The organism is Sorlinia euscelidii (assembly GCF_036452135.1).
Classification (GTDB): Bacteria; Pseudomonadota; Alphaproteobacteria; order Acetobacterales; family Acetobacteraceae; genus Sorlinia; species Sorlinia euscelidii.
In genome coordinates this window covers 192,550-210,768 of the sequence record NZ_JAWJZZ010000005.1, presented here as the reverse complement: position 1 = coordinate 210,768, position 18,219 = coordinate 192,550, and the positions used below count along the sequence as shown (strand labels likewise).

The following is an 18,219-nucleotide window of genomic DNA, read 5'->3' as shown; positions in this document are numbered from 1 at the left end:
GTAATGAACGATATCGCCCGATGGCAGGCTGTATAGCTGGACCAGCGCGAAAGTGGGGGCTCGGCACATCCAGTTTCGCGTCACCCGCCCGGGCGCGGATGAAAGCCCGCGCGAAAAACCGACTTCCCCACGCCCATTTCGCCATGAAGCGCGATGACGTCACCTGGCATCGTCACCTGCGCAAACTTTCCGTGCGAGGGCTTCTGTTTCTTTCAAGCTGGCCACATGGTAGCGCAAGGGTTGTTCTGTCATTCTGCCTGCTTAACATGAATAAGATGATGATGCGCGTGCGTTGTGCCGCGAAATGGCCCCGAAGCCGCACCCGCACCCCGCATGATGGTGAGAGGACGGGACTCTCAATGCCTGACGCTTTTAAGCCGAGACGATGCGTTCGGTTTCTGATAAGCAACGGCGGGGCACGATAGATAATAGGTGACAGACATGCCGCAAACACCCTTGGAGACTGGACGTAGCCATTATCGGAGCCGGGCCGACAGCCCTCTTCGCGGCGTTTGAATGCAGCATGTTGCGCCTGAAAACATTGCTTATTGATGCGTTGGATGAGGTAGGCGGACAATGTGCGGCGCTCTATCCGGAAAAACCGATTTACGACATCCCCGCGCACCCGCCATCACTGGCGGTGCGTTGATTGAATCCCTTGAGGCGCAGATCGCACCTTTTGACGTGCCGCGCCTTCTCGGACATCAGGTGACGACGCTCAGCGGCTATCGCGGCGCATTCCGCCTTGGCACGGATAAGGGCGCGCAGATCCACGCCAAGGCGATCATCATCGCCGCCGGCGCGGGTGCTTTCGGCCCAAACCGCCCACCTCTGGACGCGCTTGGCGATTATGAGAAAAGCGGCGCCGTGCGTTACTATGTGCGCCGCAAAGCTGATTTTACCGATAAAGATATTGTGATCGCAGGCGGTGGCGATTCGGCGTTGGACTGGGTGATTGAGCTTTCCGAAATCTGCCGGAAGATATATCTCGTGCATCGTCGCGACCGGTTTCGGGGCGCGCCGGAAACGCTGGCGCGGGTTGAGTCCTGCATTGCCTCCGGAAAGGTTGAAAAAATCGTTCCCTATCAGCTCCATGCGCTCTATGGCGAGGAAGGGAAACTGGCAGAGGTGGAGTGATTGACCTTGAGGGGAAGACCCGCCGCCTCAACGCAACGCATCTTTTACCTTTTTACGGCCTCTCGACAGATCTCGGCCCGATTTTGGGATGGAACCTCGCTGTGACGCGGAACACATTGCCCGTCATGCCCGTCACCATGGAGACAAGCCAACCGGGGATTTTCGCGATCGGTGACGTCGCCAGTTATCCGGGCAAGCTCAAACTGATTCTGCAAGGTTTCAGTGAAGGTGCAATGGCCGCACACGCCATTATCCTATTATTTATCCTGAGACAGCGTTGCATTTTGAGTATTCGACCAGTAAAGGCGTGCCTCAACCGGGGTGATGATGCGACATCAGGCGGGCGCTGACACCTTTAAGACTTAACAGAAAAATCTGGTTTTGCTACGGTATCGATATGAAGCACGCGGACCCGCCAAAAGAAAATGCCCCGATAACGGCCCTCTCCGCGCCCGATAATGGTGGCTTGTTGGAAATCAACCTCTCCGCCATTGGTGAGAATTACCAGCGTCTGGCAAGGGAAGTCGGCCCCTCGGTTGAAGTCGCTGCTGCCGTCAAGGCCAACGCATATGGACTCGGCGTTGCACAGGTCGTGCCCGCCCTATACGCGGCTGGATGCCGACGTTTTTTCGTCGCGACACGTGATGAAGCGCTTGAGCTTCGTCCGATCCTGGATCACTGCGCCGGCGGCCAAAGCGGTTCCGATAGCTTTATTCACCTCCTCAACGGGCCTTTTACGGAAGATGATGCCGCCCTGGCGGCGGCTCGCATCAGCCCGATCATCAACAGCCTCGCCCAGCTGACACGCTGGAAAAGCGTAATCGCCGCACATCAGGATGCCCCACCCTGCGTGCTGCAATTCGATACCGGCATGTCGCGCTACGGCATGTCGCTTGCGGAGGCGCAGCGTCTCGCGCGGGAGCCTGATCTTTTAAGCGGTGTTTCCGTCGCCTTCACGATGAGCCATCTCGCCAATGCCGATGCCGCATCCGATCCACACAATGCCGCCCAACTGGCAGCGTTCAAGGCCATTCTGGCCTGCCTCCCGCCCGGTCCCTCCTCCATTGCCGCCTCGAGCGGCATTTTTCTTGGGGAGCACTTTCATCGTGACGTGGTGCGCCCCGGTTACGCCCTTTATGGCGGCAACCCGACACCGGGCCGCCCGAACCCCATGAAGCCGGTGATCGCCCTCTATGCCCGGATGATTCAGGCACGGATCGTGCCGAAAGGTGCGGAAGTAGGATATGGCAGTACTTTCCGTGCCGCGCGTGAAAGCCGAATTGCGACGCTCGCCATCGGCTATGCGGACGGGCTTTTGCGCAGTGCTGGCGGAAAGATCTCCGTCGTGCATCCCGCCTTCCCCCAAATTGCCCTCCCCTGTGTTGGCCGCATATCGATGGACAGCATGGCCATTGACATCACGGATCTGCCGACGGCGGGCCTTGCGGAAAACACGCTGTTCGAAATCATTGGCCCGCACCGCCCTCTGGATGACGTCGCGGCCTCCCTCTCAACGATTGGCTATGAAGTGCTGACATCACTGGGCGCGCGGCATTTCCGCCTTTATCATGAGGACCGTTCATGAAAATTCTCATTCTCGGCGCTGGTGTGGTCGGCGTGACAACAGCTTGGTATCTGGCTGAGGAAGGCCATGACGTCACCATTATTGACCGTCAACCCGGCGTCGCGCTGGAAACATCCTATGGCAATGCAGGGCAGATCTCTCCAGGTTACGCGACACCCTGGGCCATGCCGGGCCTGCCTTTGAAAGCCGCGCGCTGGCTTCTGCAGAAGGAAAGCCCGCTCGTCATCCGCCCGGGCGCTCTGACGCCGATGGGTCTGCGTTTCATGATGCAGGTTCTGAGCAATTGCACACATCACGCTTACGACATCAATAAAGGCCGAATGCTGCGCATCGCGGAATATAGCCGCGACTGTCTCATAAAACTGCGTGAGAAGACGGGCATTCAATATGAAGGCCGCCAGAAGGGCCTGATCCAGCTCTTCCGCACGCAGGCGCAGATGGATCACGCGCAGGAGGATATGCGGCTTCTTGACGAAAACGGCGTGCCCCATGAGTTTTTGTCAATGCAGGAAATTCTGGCTCATGAGCCCGGGCTTGAGGGCGCGCGCGCGCGCCTGATGGGCGGGTTACGCCTGCCGGGTGATGAAAGCGGCGACTCTTTTCTATTCACGAAGCACCTTGCGGAAAAAGCGGCGGCGCGCGGCGTCAAATTTCGCTTCCGTGTGCAGATTGACGCACTCGACGCGGCCTCTGACGCGATTTATGGCGTGCGCACTTCTGAGGGGCGTCTGACGGCCGATGCGTATGTTCTTGCCATGGGAAGTTACGCGCCGCGCTTCCTCAAGCCGCTCAACATCAAAATGCCAGTCTACCCGGTAAAAGGTTATTCCCTGACAGCGCCGATCACCGACCCGACGCGTGTCCCGACGGCGACGGTCAATGATGAGAGTTTTAAAGTCGCGATCACCCGGTTTGATCAACGCGTGCGGATTGGCGGCACGGCAGAACTGACAGGCTACAGAACTCAGCTTTCACCCGATCGCCGGGCGACACTTGAGCGATCCTTCTCAGAACTTTTTGGCGGGGCTGATTTACGCCAGGCAACCTACTGGACGGGCCTGCGCCCCTGCACGCCGGACGGAACCCCCATCATCGGACCCGCAGGGCGCTACCGCAATTTATGGCTCAATGCCGGCCATGGCACATTGGGGTGGACGATGGCATGTGGCGCGGGCCAGCTACTGGCGCATCGTATCAGCGGGAAAAAAACGGAGATTCCTGCCTTGGATCTTTCGATTGATCGTTACACCGCCTGATCAACCAACCTCCTTCCTGAAATGACCCTTACTGTAAGGCGCGTGGCGGCGCGATTGCGCGCTGGTGAGTCATGCGTCGACGCCGCCTAAAAAAAGGCCGCCGCGCGCCATTTTAATCGGGATCAGCCAAGCTTAAAAAAACGCATCCTGAAGCGTGAACGCCACTTTATATCGTTCGCTCAAGTAATAGTGAGCTGTTATCGCATATAAATTAATAATGTGACGCATTCGGGGATATTGATATCATCAATGTGATTATTGTTTAAGATAATAGTTGTCAAAAAAAGACATCCACCCGCATTTTACCGAATCGGCCCATTTTTATATTGATTTAAACGGTCATGATGGGATTAAGATAATTTAACAATCAATTTAACGAAGCAGGATGCCCATGGATAATTTGCTGCCGCCCCCATCCCATTCCGCGCATCCCCTTTTTGATGAGCCATCGACGGCTTCGCCCCTCCCGCAGGGAGTGACGGATTTCCGCGTGACGTCCGCCCCCGTGAGTCCGCCTGACGCTGGAATGCGGCAAGATGCCCTTCCTGCCGCAAATGGCGGCACGCCGGTGCTGGACGTCATCGCGGCACGTCAGCAAACGGCGGATTATTTACGACACGTGTCAGGACGGGAGACGCTGCTGGCCGCGACCCAACTGGCGTCGACGCATCCGCCGACGGCCGCTCAAACGATCTTGTCATCTTTGACCAATGCGGGTCGGGGCGCTGCGGACCTTCTAGCGAACAGCGCATTGACTGTCGGCCGTGCTGACGCGCCTATCATACCGGTTGCATCAACGCTTACCTTCCTGACAAGCGACACGGCTTTGATGCAGCCCGCAGCAAAGCCCGTCACCGCGCCGGAACACGCACCCGCCACCGATAACCCGACATTGATCACATCTGATGACGCGTCTGACCTGCAATCCCGACCTTTGAAGCTGTCCACTTACGGTATGGACCTCGGGCCGATCTGGGTACCGGCGCCGGGCGGAGGATGGAGCACCGGTGGCGGGGATGGCGGATGGAATATCAGCATCGGGCCGATCAATCCCGTCATGCCGGGCTATTATCCCCCGCCTGTCAGGCTGCCCTCCCCCGTAGAGGTTCGCTGGAGCGACGCGCACTCACCCAATGCGATGGCCACTTACGGTAATATTTTCTTCGACGTCTTTGGTCGCTACGCGTCAGATGTTGATCTGAACTGGGCCGCCCAGCAGGTCGGCAATGGATGGACGATCGAACAATATCGTTGGGATCAGTCGCACACTGTGACGGCCCTCAATATTTATCGCGGCGTTTTCCGCGATGTTCATGGACGTGACGCGGCCCAGGTGGACGTCGATTTCGCATCACAGAAAATCGGCTATGGCGCGTCCCTCCAGCAATATCGTTGGGACGAGGCCCATAATGATGAGGCTCTTGGACGGGAATATAAGGCTGTCTTCAGAAGCGTGCATGGACGCGATGCGCAGCAGGTCGATATTGACTTCGCGGCCCAGAAAATTGGCTATGGCGCGTCTCTCCAGCAATATCGCTGGGATGAGGCCCATAATGACGAGGCTCTCGGACGGGAATATAAAGCTGTCTTCAAAAGCGTTCACGGACGCGAAGCGCAACAGGTCGATATCGACTTCGCGGCCCAGAAAATCGGCTATGGCGCTTCCCTGGAGCAGTATCGCTGGGACGAAGCCCATAATAATGAGGCCCTCGGACGGGAATATAAGGCCGTCTTCAAAAGCGTCCATGGACGGGACCCGGCGCAATCTGACCTGGACTTCGCCGCGAAGCGGATCGGCACCGATACGTCCCTGGAGCAATATCGCTGGGATGAAGCGCATGGCGATTATGCGCGCGATAATTACGCGAAGCTCTTCAAGGAGATTCACGGGCGTGATCCGGCGCCTTCCGATCTGGACTTTGCCGCAAAGCGAATGGGCACGGATACGTCCCTGCAACAATATCGTTGGGATGAAGCGCATGGCGACTATGCGCGCGATAATTACGCGAAACTTTTTAAAGATATTCACGGGCGCGACGCGACGGCCGCCGACATTGATAATGTCGCGAAACGCATCGGTACGGATACATCCTGGCAGCAATATCGATTGGAGGAGGCGCGCAGTCCTGACACGCTTGCAAACATCCAACGATCTTACCAGCAAATATACATGTACGGCGCCTCATCTGCCGAAATTGACGCCATCGCACAGAAAATTGCCGATGGCGCATCCTGGCAGCAATATTGGAAGGACGAGGCAAACAGCCCTGCCGCACGTGCGGGTTATGCGAACGCCTATAAAAACATTCACGCGCATGACCCATCTCAAGCCGATATTGATTGGGCCGCCGAGCAGATCAGCAATGGTTATTCCCTCAAGGATTATCGCACGATAGAGGCCCGCAACGCCGAATCAACGCGCGCCATCACCTCTATCAGTCAGGAGGTAAGTGGCGCAGCGCCAACAGAAGCGCAGCTTGAACAAGCGCGGTATGACCTGGGAGGCGGGTGGGGCCTCGATAACGTCAGGATCAAACTCGCTTATTCCCCCGAGACAGCGAGTCGTCTGTCCAAACTCTATGATGACGCTGTCGCAAGCCTTGGTGACACGTATCGCGATACGATCACGGTCGGACGCGAGGTATTTGTCAAAACGCTACAATATGCTGCAGCAAACAAAGAAGTTATTTTCGAAAACATCACTGCGGCTGCCTTAGCAAGATGGATTCCAGGCCCGATCGCTAAATATCTCGCCGCAATCATCGTGCGTCAGGGCGTGGAGCTGATCTCGAATACGATATCCAGCAATACGTCTCATCAGCCGAAAATCATCCTGAAGGAGCCGACCCAGGACGGCACGCCCGTTTATTACCCGTCACCTTCCGTTGTGACGTTACGGAAATATCTCGACGCCTATTTCCAGACTGATGATGACGATCTTGTCGCGCATATCTCCTCCCTCCCGATTGCCGATCGCCTCCCTTATCTTAAGGAACTCACGGGCGCGACGGAGGACGAACTCCAGACCCTCCTCATCATGGCGAACGCCCTCCCGGACGACCCTGTGGCGGCGCCCCCGGGGGGAAATGGCGGTTCCGACTCTTCGGATAATGGAGGCGGCCCGCCTGATGACGATAAGAATCTCGACAAATTCCCGAAGCTTGGCCAAGATGACGGCGGGCCCGGGACTTATGAGAAAGCAAATGAGAGTTTCGGTAAGGAAGCCGCCGCCTATCAGGAACGCGTCACCGGCACCCCGCAGGGTATCGCCTATAGTGTGCCGAAGGGGGATGGGACCTACGTTAAATTTGACGGCTATGACTCAGAGCGCGATGTTTTGCAGGATGCAAAATATTATCGTAACTGGCCGTTGCCGGGTATGAAGTTCAGCCGTGACGCCACTGTGGGACAGTTGAGATCGCAAGTGCAGGCAGCGAATGGCAAAGCAATCGAATGGATCGTCCCTAGTCAAGATGCAGCCGACCGCATCCTGAAAGTATTCGATAGAGCTGAGTTTGACCTATCAACCGTAAAGTTCAAAATAAGAGTTCAGAAATGACTTCAAGAAGTCTCTATATCCAAGCGAAGGGCGTTGACAAAATTCTATCGGCCCAAGAAAGCATTGCTTGGAGTCAGGCATTTCTCAGACGTCTCTGCAATGAGACGCCATGGAAATCACCCTTTTCCGTTTGTGGAACAACCGCCCGACACGGCAATTTGAAGATTGAGGAAGACTTTTCGAATTTTGAGGAAATGTCGAAACTTGCGCAATCTGATTATGGAAAAGATGGATTTCGTAATGTAGGTAAGCCGGGTGTCCACGAGCTCCTACCCGATTCATATTCGAACACCGGCTTCCATCTGAGCTACATTGATGGTTACGGCGTTAAAAAGTCGAAGGAACGCTGCTCCATTTCAATTAATTCGCCAGCTTACGCGGAAGGTATCAACGCATTGCGTGGTCTTCCATTCTCCTGCGATTACTTTGAGCCTGACCAAGCTAACGCGGCCTGGCTTGATCCAGAAGTTATAAGACGCATTATCTCGCTTTTCACCCAGTCATTTGTCCTCTGCCTTTCGTTCAGGATCACCACCGACCGCATCTACAAAAGCTGCCGCGAAGGGATTTCGTTGGTCGGTGAGAGGTTGTCAGATGAATACGGCCCTAATATCGGCCCCATCACCTATTTCGGCAATCCCGCCGTCATCGACGTCCTCAAGGACGAACCCGACATGCAACCCTATGGGGAAGGGCTCCTCCTTCGACTCACTGATGACATCGCCAATGCCGAGCGCCCTGAAATCGTCGCGCGCCTCCATGCCATTCGTCGCAAATTACAGGATGCGGGAATCAAATCGCTCGAGCAGGGCATTAATCGTGCCGATTGGGGGTGCGACGGCTCCAGCGTTCTGCAGGGTGAGCCCGAGTTTCAATAACTGAGAGCGCAAGATTGAAGCATCACGCGGCGCGTTAGGCAGGGCTTACGGGCCCTTAACCCCCGTCCGCGCAAGCGGGCCGCCTTTCTTTCAGCCAGATCGTGCAAAACCACACGACGCCCGAGCCTCCGACCCCACCGCCTATCAGGAACGCGTCACCGGCACCCCGCAGGGTATCGCCTATAGTGTGCCGAAAGGGGACGGAACATACGTTAAATTTGACGGCTATGACGCCGAGCGCGATGTTTTGCAGGATGCGAAATATTACCGTAATTGGCCGTTGCCGGATAAGGAGTTCAGCCGTGATTCTGTCATGACTCAGATGCGATCTCAAGTCGAGGCGGCGAAAGGTAGAGCGATTGAGTGGATTGTGCCGAGCCAGGATGCCGCGGACCGGATCCTCCAAGTGCTAGACGGGGCCCGTTTCGATTTGGACAACAATAAATTCAGTGTGAGGGTTGTGCCCTGATGGAAAATTCACTTCTTATCCAAGCTGGAGGCGTTGACAAAATCCTGACGGCTCAGGAAAGCATCGCTTGGAACCAATCATTCTTAAGGCGCCTCTGTGAAGGGACGCCGTGGATGTCACCTTTCTCCGTTTGCGGAACGACCGCCCGACACGGCAATCTGAAGATCGAGGAGGATTTTTCCAATTTTGAGGAAATGTCGAAACTTGCGCAATCTGATTACAGAAAAGGCGGTTTCCGCAATGTGGGCAAGCCGGGCGTCAATGAGCTCCTGCCGAACTCATATTCAAATACAGGATTTCGGCTGAGCTACATTGATGGTTATGGCAGGAAAAAGTCGAAAGAACGCTGCTCTATATCGATCGTCTCTCCGTCTTATAGAGAAGGCATAAACGCCTTACGTGGACTCGCTTTTTCCTGCGATTGTTACGGGGCCCGAGAAGTCAATGCGGCCTGGCTCGAGAGTAAGGCGATTGATCGCACCACCTCCCTCTTCACGCAATCATTTATTTCCTGCACTTCCTTCCTGATTGCCACCAGCGTCATCTATCGGAGTTGCCGCACAGGTAAATCGCTGTCAGGCGAAACGCTGTCGAATGAGGGTGGGCCGATCATTGGACCTATCACTTATTTTGGAAAAGCCGCCATCATTGACGTCCTTAAAGACGAACCCGACATGCAGCCCTATGGCGATGGGCTTCTCCTTCGACTCACTGACGAAATCGCGAATGCCGAACGCCCTGAAATCGTCGCGCGCCTCCATGCCATTCGTCGCAAATTACAGGATGCAGGCATCAAATCGCTTGAGCAGGGCATTAACCGCGCCGAATGGGGGTGCGACGGCTCCAGCGTTCTGCAGGGTGAGCCGGAGCGCTGGGAGCGCAGGGGCGGTCATTGAAGCAATCCTCTGAGTGGGTCTTGCGTGAATGGCGGGCCGACCTCAACGCAACCGCCTTTCACCAGTAAAGCACAACAACCCAATGAGGTAACGCGCGGCCATCTATCTTCGCCGCCTATCGGAAACGCGTTACCGGCACCCCACAGGGTATCGCCTATAGTGTGCCGAAAGGGGACGGGACTTACGTCAAATTTGACGGCTATGACGCCGAGCGCGATGTTTTGCAGGATGCGAAATATTATCGTAACTGGCCGTTGCCGGATAAGGAGTTCAGCCGTGATTCTGTCATGATTCAGATACGATCTCAAGTCGATGCGGCGAAAGGTAGAGCGATCGAGTGGATTGTGCCGAACAACGACGCGCAAGAACGAATTTTGCATACTTTTGTCAGAGAGCGTTACAACGCTGGTGAAAACAATGTAACGATCCGAGTTCAGCCATGAGATCTAATTGTCTGTTGATACACTCAAGAGGTGTCGACAAAATTTTGTCGATGCAAGAGCATATCCAATGGGGTCGCGCATTTTTGCAGCGATTTCATGAGGAAACCCCGTGGCAATTGCCATTTTCTGTGAATGGCACGACACGTCGCCACGGTAATTTGAAGGTCGAGAAGGATTTTTCAAACTTTGAGGAGATGTTGAAACTCGCTCTCTCCGATTACAGAAAAGATGGTTTTCGAAATGTCGGCAACCCTAACGTAAACGACCTTCTACCTGACTCCTATTCGTCGACCGGTTTCAGGCTTTCATGTAGCGACGGATACGGCATCAAAAAATCTCGTGATCGCTGTTCACTATCGATGGGCTCTCCTGCTTATTCTGAAGGTATCGGCGCTCTAAGAGAGTTCGCCTTTTCATGCTATGACTTCAAGCCAGGCGAGATCAATGCACCTTAAGTTGCGACCGGAATGATCGGCCACGTCATCGAGGTTTTGAAGGAGTCCGTCGTTTATTGCGTGGACGTCCTCTTCACAACCGAGAGATTAGCACTTGCCTGTATAGAGAATGATTTGGAGGCCAAGTATGATGTCTACATGAAAGGCGGCCCGATCATCGGCCCCATCACCTACTTTGGCAACCCCGCCATCATTGACGTCCTTAAAGACGAACCCGACATGCAGCCCTTTGGCGAAGGGCTCCTGCTCCGCCTCACTGATGACATTGCAAATGCCGAACGCCCCGAAATCGTCGCGCGCCTCCACGCCATTCGATGTAAACTTTTGGATGCAGGCATCAAATCGCTTGAGCAGGGAATCAACCGCGCCGAATGGGGGTGCGACGGCTCCAGCGTTCTGCAGGGTGAGCCCGAATTCCAATAACTGAGAACGCAAGATTGAGGCATCGCGCGGCGCGTCAGGCACGCCTCCCGGGCCCTTAACCCCCGTCCGCGCAAACGTCCCATCTGTTCTTCCGCCAAATTGAGCGCATTCAAACGTCGCCCAAGCTTTCAGCCCCCCCCCCCCGCCTATCAGGAACGCGTCACCGGCACATAATAATTCATCGGGTTCGACGATAAATCATCACGATCGGAAGAAAGTAACGCCGCACGCGGCATTTCCGTCCGGCAATCGCGCCGCGACCCCGCCCTCACGATTCACAAAAAAAACGGGGCCCGCGCGGCCCCGTCCTTATGCATCGCGTTTCGCAGCTTTTACTGGGCGGCTGACGGCGCCGTTTTTTTCATATGGTGTCGATGATGGTTTCCACATTTCTTATGTTTGTGGCCCATTGCTTTGCAATGCTTCACCATGTCCTTGTCACAGGATGGCGTGTTTTTTGCGCCTTGGTCACCCGCGATATCCGAGGCTGGCGCCGCGGATGCCGCGCCTGCCGACATATTCGCTGCTGGCTGGGCCGGTGCATCCGTGGTGACTTGTGCAAAGGCGAAAGCCGGCGCACCCATCATGGCGCATGCCGACATAATGGTCAGAAAATGTCGATTAAAAACGGTCATGTTGACCTCCTTGTTGAAACGATTCCGGTCACATGACCGGCCATGACAACGCACCGGAGTCCGGTGAGTGAGGTGACGCTAGCAGGGAAGAAAATAAGTCGTAAGCTACAAAATTATATTAAATCTCGCTCACGTCACTGTTTTGCAGCCATTTTGCCACGATTTGAACATCTTTCTCTGTAAGCCGCGGGTTATGAGGGACGCAATCAAGCAATCCTTTAACAGAAAAACGAAAAACCCCTGCCTTTCAGCGGGGGTTTTACAGTTCGAGACTTACTACTACCTTAATTTGACGATGTTGACTTCGCCATTCTTTTGCGCTCATGCGGGTCAAGATAACGCTTCCGCAAGCGAATGGCGGAAGGCGTGACTTCCACGAGCTCATCATCCTCAATATAGGCGATCGCCTGCTCAAGGCTCATGCGGCGCGGCGGCGTCAGAAGCAGCGCGTCATCCTTGCCAGCCGCGCGGATATTTGTCAGCTTCTTTTCCCGGACAGCATTGACTTCAAGGTCGTTCTCACGGGAATGCTCGCCAAGGACCATTCCCAGATAAATCTTTTCCCCTGCTTCAACAAACAGTCTGCCACGATCCTGAAGTGAGAAAAGCGCATAGGCTGTTGTCGCACCATCCTCGGCGGAAATCAGGGAGCCATTCCGGCGACCTTCAATATTGCCCGCATGGGGACGATAACCGGCAAAAAGGCGGTTCATGATGCCCGTGCCACGCGTATCGGTCAGGAACTCACCATGATAGCCGATCAGCCCCCGCGAGGGGATGAGGAAGGTCAGACGTTGTTTCCCACCGCCAGATGGCCGCATATCCTGCATGACGCCTTTGCGCAGCGACATCTTCTCAACAACAACGCCGGAATAGGGCTCATCCACATCCACCAGAACCTCCTCGAAAGGTTCCTCCCGCTCGCCCGTTTCCTCATTGGTGCGATAAAGGACGCGTGGACGGCCGATCGTCAGCTCAAACCCTTCACGGCGCATTGTTTCGATCAGCACGCCAAGCTGAAGCTCTCCGCGCCCGGCGACCTCAAACGCCTCGCTCTCCGGACTTTCCGTCACTTTAATGGCGACGTTTCCTTCCGTCTCCTTGAAGAGACGGTCACGGATCTGGCGCGACGTGACTTTTTTACCCTCACGTCCGCCAAGCGGGCCATCATTAATTCGGAAGGTCATGGAGAGGGTCGGCGGATCCACCGGTGTGGAGGGCAGCGGGCTCTCCAACGCGGGGTCGGCAATCGTGTCGGGGATGGTCGCCTCGGACAACCCGGCCACAGCGATGATGTCCCCGGCTTCCGCCTCATCAACCGGCACGCGCTCCAACCCGCGGAAGGAGAGGAGCTTTGTCAGACGACCTGTTTCAATTACCTTGCCATCCGGACGTAACACGCGGACCGGCATATTCATACGCGCGCGCCCCTGCTCAATCCGTCCTGTCAGGATACGCCCAAGGAAGTTATCGCTCTCAAGGATTGTCGCGACCATGCCAAATGGCGCTTCCTTATCGAGGCCCGGGGACGGGACATGGCGCAGCACGAGGTCAAAAAGCGGTGAAAGATCCTTACGCGGCCCGTCCATGACGTCATCCGCCCAGCCCTGACGCCCTGAGGCATAAAGCATCGGGAAATCCAACTGATGTTCATCCGCGCCAAGCGCTGCAAACAGGTCGAAGATTTCCTCATGCACTTCGTCGGGACGCGCATCGCTGCGGTCAATTTTATTGACGACAACGATGGGACGGAGGCCACGGGCCAAAGCCTTACCCAGCACAAATTTCGTCTGCGGAAGCGCACCTTCCGCCGCATCGACAAGAATGATGGCGCCATCCACCATGCTCAAAATGCGCTCCACCTCACCGCCGAAATCAGCGTGGCCCGGCGTGTCAATAATGTTGATGCGTGTATCCTGCCAGACGACAGACGTGCATTTGGCGAGAATGGTGATGCCGCGCTCGCGCTCCAGATCGTTACTGTCCATAGCCCGCTCGGCAACGTGCTGATTTTCTCGGAAAGAACCGGATTGTTTCAGCAGCTGGTCAACGAGTGTCGTCTTGCCATGGTCAACATGGGCGATGATCGCGATGTTGCGAATGTCCATAAGTGATTCCGAAAATGCTCCGGCCCGATGTCAGGCGGAAATGATAAGGGCGCGCCCGCACCTTGCGAGTACAATGTGCCCGGCTTCGGCTTTGAGCTTGCGCTCAGGGTCGAGGCACAGGGCACGGCGCAAACCGCATTGGGCAGGACAATCTGCCTGTCTTCTGCACAATTTTGCCTTTGAAAGCAAATGAAAGCCGCAAAAACGAGGAATTTTCACGCGCTAGGCGGGGCCGAGCTTGGGGGCATCCATCTAACGGCCCGGATGAAAGCGCGTTCCCGCTTCAGGCGCGTTTCAGGCCAGCGCGAACGCGGCATCGGGACGGGCGCCCATGCGGGTGATGACGGCGGCCGCCGCCGCATGACCTGCCTGCGCACAGGCGACCAGATCACGCCCGCGTGTGTAAAAAGCAAGGAATCCACCCGCAAAAGCATCGCCCGCGCCGGTGGAATCCACAAGTTTCACAGGGTGGGTCGGGATGGTGGTCACGTTTTTACCTTCAATAATGACGGCGCCCTGCTCCGACCGGGTGATCACCGCCAGCATGGCATCATCGGCAATCCGTCGGGTAGCATCGTCAAAATCCTGCGTCTGATAAAGCGCGCATATCTCTGCCTCATTGGCGAAGACAATATCAATGTGATGCCGGATCAATTCCAGAAACGCCGCGCGATGCCGGTCGACGCAGAAAGAGTCGGAGAGGGTCAACGCCACTTTCCGCCCCGCTTTATGCGCCATGGAGGCCGCTTCCCGGAAAGCGGATTGCGCCTCGGCCTTATCGAAAAGATATCCCTCCATATAAAGGATGGATGCAGAAGTGATGAATGCCTCGTCAAGATCGTCACGATTAAATAAAGTGCTGATGCCGAGATAAGTATGCATTGTCCGTTGCCCATCCGGCGTGACGAGGACAATGCAACGCGCCGTGGGCATGGTTGCGTCCTCGATGGGTGCTGAGGGGAAGCTGATCCCCTGGCCCTGTAATTCCGCAATATATTGTCGCCCCGCCGGATCGGCGGCGACCTTCCCCAGATAGCCGACGCGTGCACCGATACGATGCGCCACAACGGCCGTATTTGCCGCGGAGCCACCGCCCATAACTTCCGTCGGCGAGATGATCGATTCAATATGTGCCGCTTCCTCCGCTTCGACGAGCTTCATGGACCCCGGCGTCGAACCGATAAGCGACAGCGTCTCGGAAGAAACAGGGGCAAGAATATCGACGATGGCATTACCGATACAGAGGAGATCGAGGGCGGCTTTTGACATAAGAACTCCGATGACATGACAGGGGCAGCCGGGACGCCCCCCTTATTATGGTAACGACATCATAAAGATTTTTGTGGATCATGCCAGTAATGGCAGATCTTAACCCGACCTTCATCGCCGTCATGAATAAAGTTTGAGTGGTTATGAGGAAACTCATAGCCGCTTCAACTTTTTAACATTATGATTTCGGGAGTTCGCTGCCGCCCTCCTGCAATATACGTAGCCCGCGCCGCGAAACTAAACCGTCAAACTGCCGACGCCTCGTGGAGATTTTTGGACCCCGACATGCGATATTGAGGAGGTGAGCATGTTTAAAAAACGTAAGACCGAAACAACGGACAAACAGGAGACCCCCGAAAAGGAAACCGGAGCTGCCGAAATCAAGGCGCCCACCCCCCCACCGCAGGACCGTGTCGCGCCTGTGAATAAGCCATCCACCTTTACCCCACCCCTTATGAAGGAAGCCTCATCCATGTCCCGCAGCCCATTTGCCGCCCCCACTGGTCAAAACGCGACGACCCGCCCCATTCCCGGCACGCTTGGCGTGCAGCAGTCAGGTGACAAGGCGGAGCGACGCACCCTCGTTGTTGGTCGCGGCATTTCGGTGCAGGGCACTGTGCAGGATGCGGAGAGACTCGTCGTTGAAGGCACGGTTGAAGCCAATATGCTTCAGGCGAAGGAGCTTTACGTCGCGCAGGGCGGCGTCCTCCGTGGTGAAGTCGAGGTTGAAGACGCGGAACTGGCCGGTGAAATTGACGGCACCCTGACCGTGAAGGGCAATCTGACCGTCCGCGCCACCGGTCGACTGATCGGCAAAACCCGCTGCAAGCGTCTTCAGGTTGAAGAAGGCGGTCAGATCTCCGGTCATCTGGAGATGATCCTTGACAGTGCCGGCCCCGGCGCGGAGAAAGCCAAGTTTACCGTTACGGATCGTGAGAAATCACCCGCCGTCTGACCGACCCGCAAAACAGAAAGGGCAGGTCGCGCTACCCCCTGGCGCCCTGCCCTTTTTTATGTCGCGATCTCGCCGTCGGGACATCATCCCCCGCGCGGCGTGCCGCCTAATTGCCGGAATGGTCCCGCCTGTCGCGTAATTTGACGTACGCGACCGCGCAATGTTCCGCGCAGTAAGGTTTGCCGGGGACCGGCTTTGCACCGCAGAACCGGAATTCCGGTGTTCCCGGATCACCGAAGGGCCAGCAGCAGGATGGCCCGCGCTTGATGCCACTATCGACATTGAGGGGTTTAAGAAGCGGTCGGAGCTCCTTTTCCGTCAGAGCCTTCTCCGCCGCACTCACTTTAGGCGGTGTGGCGACGGGGGCCTTCGCGTTGACGGGGGGCGTGGACGGTGCTTTTGCCGGTGCTGTCTTGACGCTCCGCGCGGAACCCGTCACATCCGGCGCAGATGGGACGGGTTTTGTGCTCACGGGTGCGGATTGTTTCGAAGCCGCAGGCGCAGCCGATGCGGATTTCGGCGTTGGGGACGATGCTTTCACCGATTTTTTGCCGGAAGCAGGCGTCTCGGCCGACGCGCTCACCTTTTTCGGCTGCGACGCCTTTGTGGCGGACCTCGCGGGTTTTTCCCTGGTCGCGGTGGCAGATTTGGCCGGGCGCCCCCCTGAACGAATCGGCGAAGGACGGGGTGGCAGGCCCAGACGATGCGCTTTCCCGACAACCGCGTTTTTGGTGATATTCAGTTGACGCCCGATTTCAGCGGTGGAAAGCCCCTGCTGCCATAGCTCCTGCAGGCGCGCAATTGTTTCATTCGTCCATTCCACGACCAGAACTCCTCCGACATCAACCGTCGGTTTATACCCAAATCTCGTTGAGATTACGCAAAATGAGACTTCCTGCCGCGATGTCAAGTGGCGCTTTTCGGTTGACCGTCCTGAGGTTCAGGTGACGCGGGGTCTCCTCGCTCCGTGAAGGCGATTTTTTGCCCGTCAATATAAATCGCCCGCCTGCCGGAGAGAAATGCAAGGGCCGCCGCCCCGAACACCGCATGTCGCCACCCCGACAGCGCTTTGACATCACGCGCGCCCAGGGCGATGCGGTCAATATCGTCATTATTCGCAACCAGACGCGGCGAGACACGGTGCGACTCACATTGAATGGTCAATAAAAGCCGCAGTAAAGCAACGACACCGGCGGAAGGCCGCGCGCTGTCCGGGCGTTTAGGAAGGCGCGGCAAAGCCTCATCCGGCAACGCGCACCCCGCATTTATCGCGGTGAGAAGCCCTTCACCGGATTTACTCTGCACAAATCCGCGTGTCACGCCGCGGACACGCTCCAGAGCCTGCGCATCGGCAGGGCGTGTCGCGGCGATTTCAAGCAGACTTTCGTCCCGGATGACGCGTTGGCGTGGGATATTCAGCTTTTGCGCCTCACGCTCCCGCCAGGCCGCGACTTCCCGCAAAAGGCCCAGCATACGCCGATTATGGGTACGGGGCTTGAGACGCTCCCATTGTTTTTCCGGGTCAGGCTGAAAAGTCGCGGGGTCCTGCAGCACAGCGAGTTCAGCCTGCGCCCAATCCTGTCGTCCGGCTGCGGCAAGTTCATCCCGCAACGCTTCATAGACCTCGCGCAGATAGGTAACATCCGCGGCTGCGTAATCCCGCTGCGCGGGCGTCAGAGGGCGGAGGGACCAGTCACTGAATCGATGCGCCTTATCAATGCTGCGCCCCGTCAGGGCCTGCACCAAAGAGTCGTAACCGACCTGATCCCCGTATCCGGCCACCATTGCGGCGACCTGCGTGTCGTAAATCGGCGTCGGCAAAACGCCGAACAGATGTAGAAAAATTTCCAGATCCTGCCGGGCGGCATGAAACACCTTGACGCAATCTTTCGCCTGGAGGAGTGCGGCGAGCGGTGCCAGATCCATCCCCTCGGCACAGACGTCAATCAGGGCGACATCGGCCGTACCGGCGAGTTGCACAAGACATAATTCTGGCCAATAAGTCTTTTCCCGCATAAATTCGGTGTCAATTGTGACGAAAGACTCGTTTGCAAGGCGCATGCAGAGTTTTTCCAACGCCGCATGTGTGGTGATCAGTTCGGGTGCCGGATAACGCGGCTTGGAGGCCGGGCGCTTTCTTTGCAAACGATG

The 18,219-nt window shown here is 56.4% G+C and carries 16 protein-coding genes and 1 pseudogene; 12 read left to right on the top strand and 5 right to left on the bottom strand.

What is annotated here, in order from left to right:
* The first annotated feature begins 441 nt into the window (after positions 1-441).
* The 10 genes and pseudogenes from CGLAMM_RS10840 (at position 442) to CGLAMM_RS10795 (ending at position 11,101) form a co-directional block, all read left to right on the top strand.
* Positions 442-1,462 (top strand): annotated as a pseudogene (locus tag CGLAMM_RS10840) (NAD(P)/FAD-dependent oxidoreductase).
* A gap of 72 nt (positions 1,463-1,534) precedes the next feature.
* Positions 1,535-2,722 (top strand): alanine racemase, encoded by a 1,188-nt coding sequence (gene alr, locus CGLAMM_RS10835; protein WP_394819285.1) that lies wholly within the window; start codon positions 1,535-1,537, stop codon positions 2,720-2,722.
* The gene (locus CGLAMM_RS10830) at positions 2,719-3,978 is read left to right on the top strand and encodes a D-amino acid dehydrogenase (protein ID WP_394819284.1); all 1,260 of its coding nucleotides are present in this window, start codon (positions 2,719-2,721) and stop codon (positions 3,976-3,978) included. The genes alr and CGLAMM_RS10830 overlap by 4 nt, the downstream gene beginning before the upstream one ends.
* Positions 3,979-4,369: 391 nt before the next feature.
* Complete coding sequence (locus CGLAMM_RS10825) at positions 4,370-7,537, top strand: Tox-REase-5 domain-containing protein (protein ID WP_394819283.1); 3,168 nt, start codon at positions 4,370-4,372, stop codon at positions 7,535-7,537.
* Positions 7,534-8,415: a hypothetical protein gene (locus tag CGLAMM_RS10820; protein WP_394819282.1), complete on the top strand. Its 882-nt coding sequence runs from the start codon at positions 7,534-7,536 to the stop codon at positions 8,413-8,415. The genes CGLAMM_RS10825 and CGLAMM_RS10820 overlap by 4 nt, the downstream gene beginning before the upstream one ends.
* Before the next feature lie 13 nt (positions 8,416-8,428).
* Entirely contained in the window at positions 8,429-8,884 is a 456-nt protein-coding gene (locus CGLAMM_RS10815; protein ID WP_394819721.1) for a Tox-REase-5 domain-containing protein, read from the top strand.
* A gap of 113 nt (positions 8,885-8,997) precedes the next feature.
* On the top strand, positions 8,998-9,780 hold the full coding sequence (locus CGLAMM_RS10810) for a hypothetical protein (RefSeq protein ID WP_394819281.1): 783 nt from the start codon (positions 8,998-9,000) through the stop codon (positions 9,778-9,780).
* A 104-nt stretch (positions 9,781-9,884) separates the two neighbouring features.
* Entirely contained in the window at positions 9,885-10,223 is a 339-nt protein-coding gene (locus CGLAMM_RS10805; protein ID WP_394819720.1) for a Tox-REase-5 domain-containing protein, read from the top strand.
* Between the two features lie 50 nt (positions 10,224-10,273).
* Entirely contained in the window at positions 10,274-10,678 is a 405-nt protein-coding gene (locus tag CGLAMM_RS10800) for a hypothetical protein (protein WP_394819280.1), read from the top strand.
* Between the two features lie 12 nt (positions 10,679-10,690).
* Positions 10,691-11,101, top strand: coding sequence for a hypothetical protein (locus tag CGLAMM_RS10795; protein ID WP_394819279.1), 411 nt, complete (start codon positions 10,691-10,693; stop codon positions 11,099-11,101).
* Between the two features lie 332 nt (positions 11,102-11,433).
* Here CGLAMM_RS10795 and CGLAMM_RS10790 read toward each other — a convergent pair whose 3' ends face one another.
* Both CGLAMM_RS10790 and typA read right to left on the bottom strand, forming a co-directional pair.
* The gene (locus CGLAMM_RS10790) at positions 11,434-11,736 is read right to left on the bottom strand and encodes a hypothetical protein (RefSeq protein ID WP_394819278.1); all 303 of its coding nucleotides are present in this window, start codon (positions 11,734-11,736) and stop codon (positions 11,434-11,436) included.
* A gap of 284 nt (positions 11,737-12,020) precedes the next feature.
* Positions 12,021-13,844, bottom strand: a complete 1,824-nt coding sequence (gene typA, locus CGLAMM_RS10785; protein WP_394819277.1) for a translational GTPase TypA — start codon at positions 13,842-13,844, stop codon at positions 12,021-12,023.
* A gap of 27 nt (positions 13,845-13,871) precedes the next feature.
* Between typA and CGLAMM_RS10780 the strand changes: the two genes are divergently transcribed.
* Positions 13,872-14,027: a hypothetical protein gene (locus tag CGLAMM_RS10780; protein ID WP_394819276.1), complete on the top strand. Its 156-nt coding sequence runs from the start codon at positions 13,872-13,874 to the stop codon at positions 14,025-14,027.
* A 111-nt stretch (positions 14,028-14,138) separates the two neighbouring features.
* Here the strand turns inward: CGLAMM_RS10780 and CGLAMM_RS10775 are convergent, their stop codons facing one another.
* Complete coding sequence (locus tag CGLAMM_RS10775; RefSeq protein ID WP_394819275.1) at positions 14,139-15,113, bottom strand: adenosine kinase; 975 nt, start codon at positions 15,111-15,113, stop codon at positions 14,139-14,141.
* 472 nt (positions 15,114-15,585) lie between these two features.
* Between CGLAMM_RS10775 and CGLAMM_RS10770 the strand changes: the two genes are divergently transcribed.
* A complete protein-coding gene (locus CGLAMM_RS10770) occupies positions 15,586-16,068 on the top strand; it encodes a bactofilin family protein (protein ID WP_394819719.1) in 483 nt (160 codons plus the stop codon).
* A 106-nt stretch (positions 16,069-16,174) separates the two neighbouring features.
* Here the strand turns inward: CGLAMM_RS10770 and CGLAMM_RS10765 are convergent, their stop codons facing one another.
* Together CGLAMM_RS10765 and rnd are read right to left on the bottom strand one after the other, a co-directional pair.
* Complete coding sequence (locus CGLAMM_RS10765; RefSeq protein WP_394819718.1) at positions 16,175-16,897, bottom strand: GcrA family cell cycle regulator; 723 nt, start codon at positions 16,895-16,897, stop codon at positions 16,175-16,177.
* A gap of 77 nt (positions 16,898-16,974) precedes the next feature.
* Positions 16,975-18,213: a ribonuclease D gene (gene rnd, locus CGLAMM_RS10760; protein ID WP_394819274.1), complete on the bottom strand. Its 1,239-nt coding sequence runs from the start codon at positions 18,211-18,213 to the stop codon at positions 16,975-16,977.
* Positions 18,214-18,219: the final 6 nt, after the last annotated feature.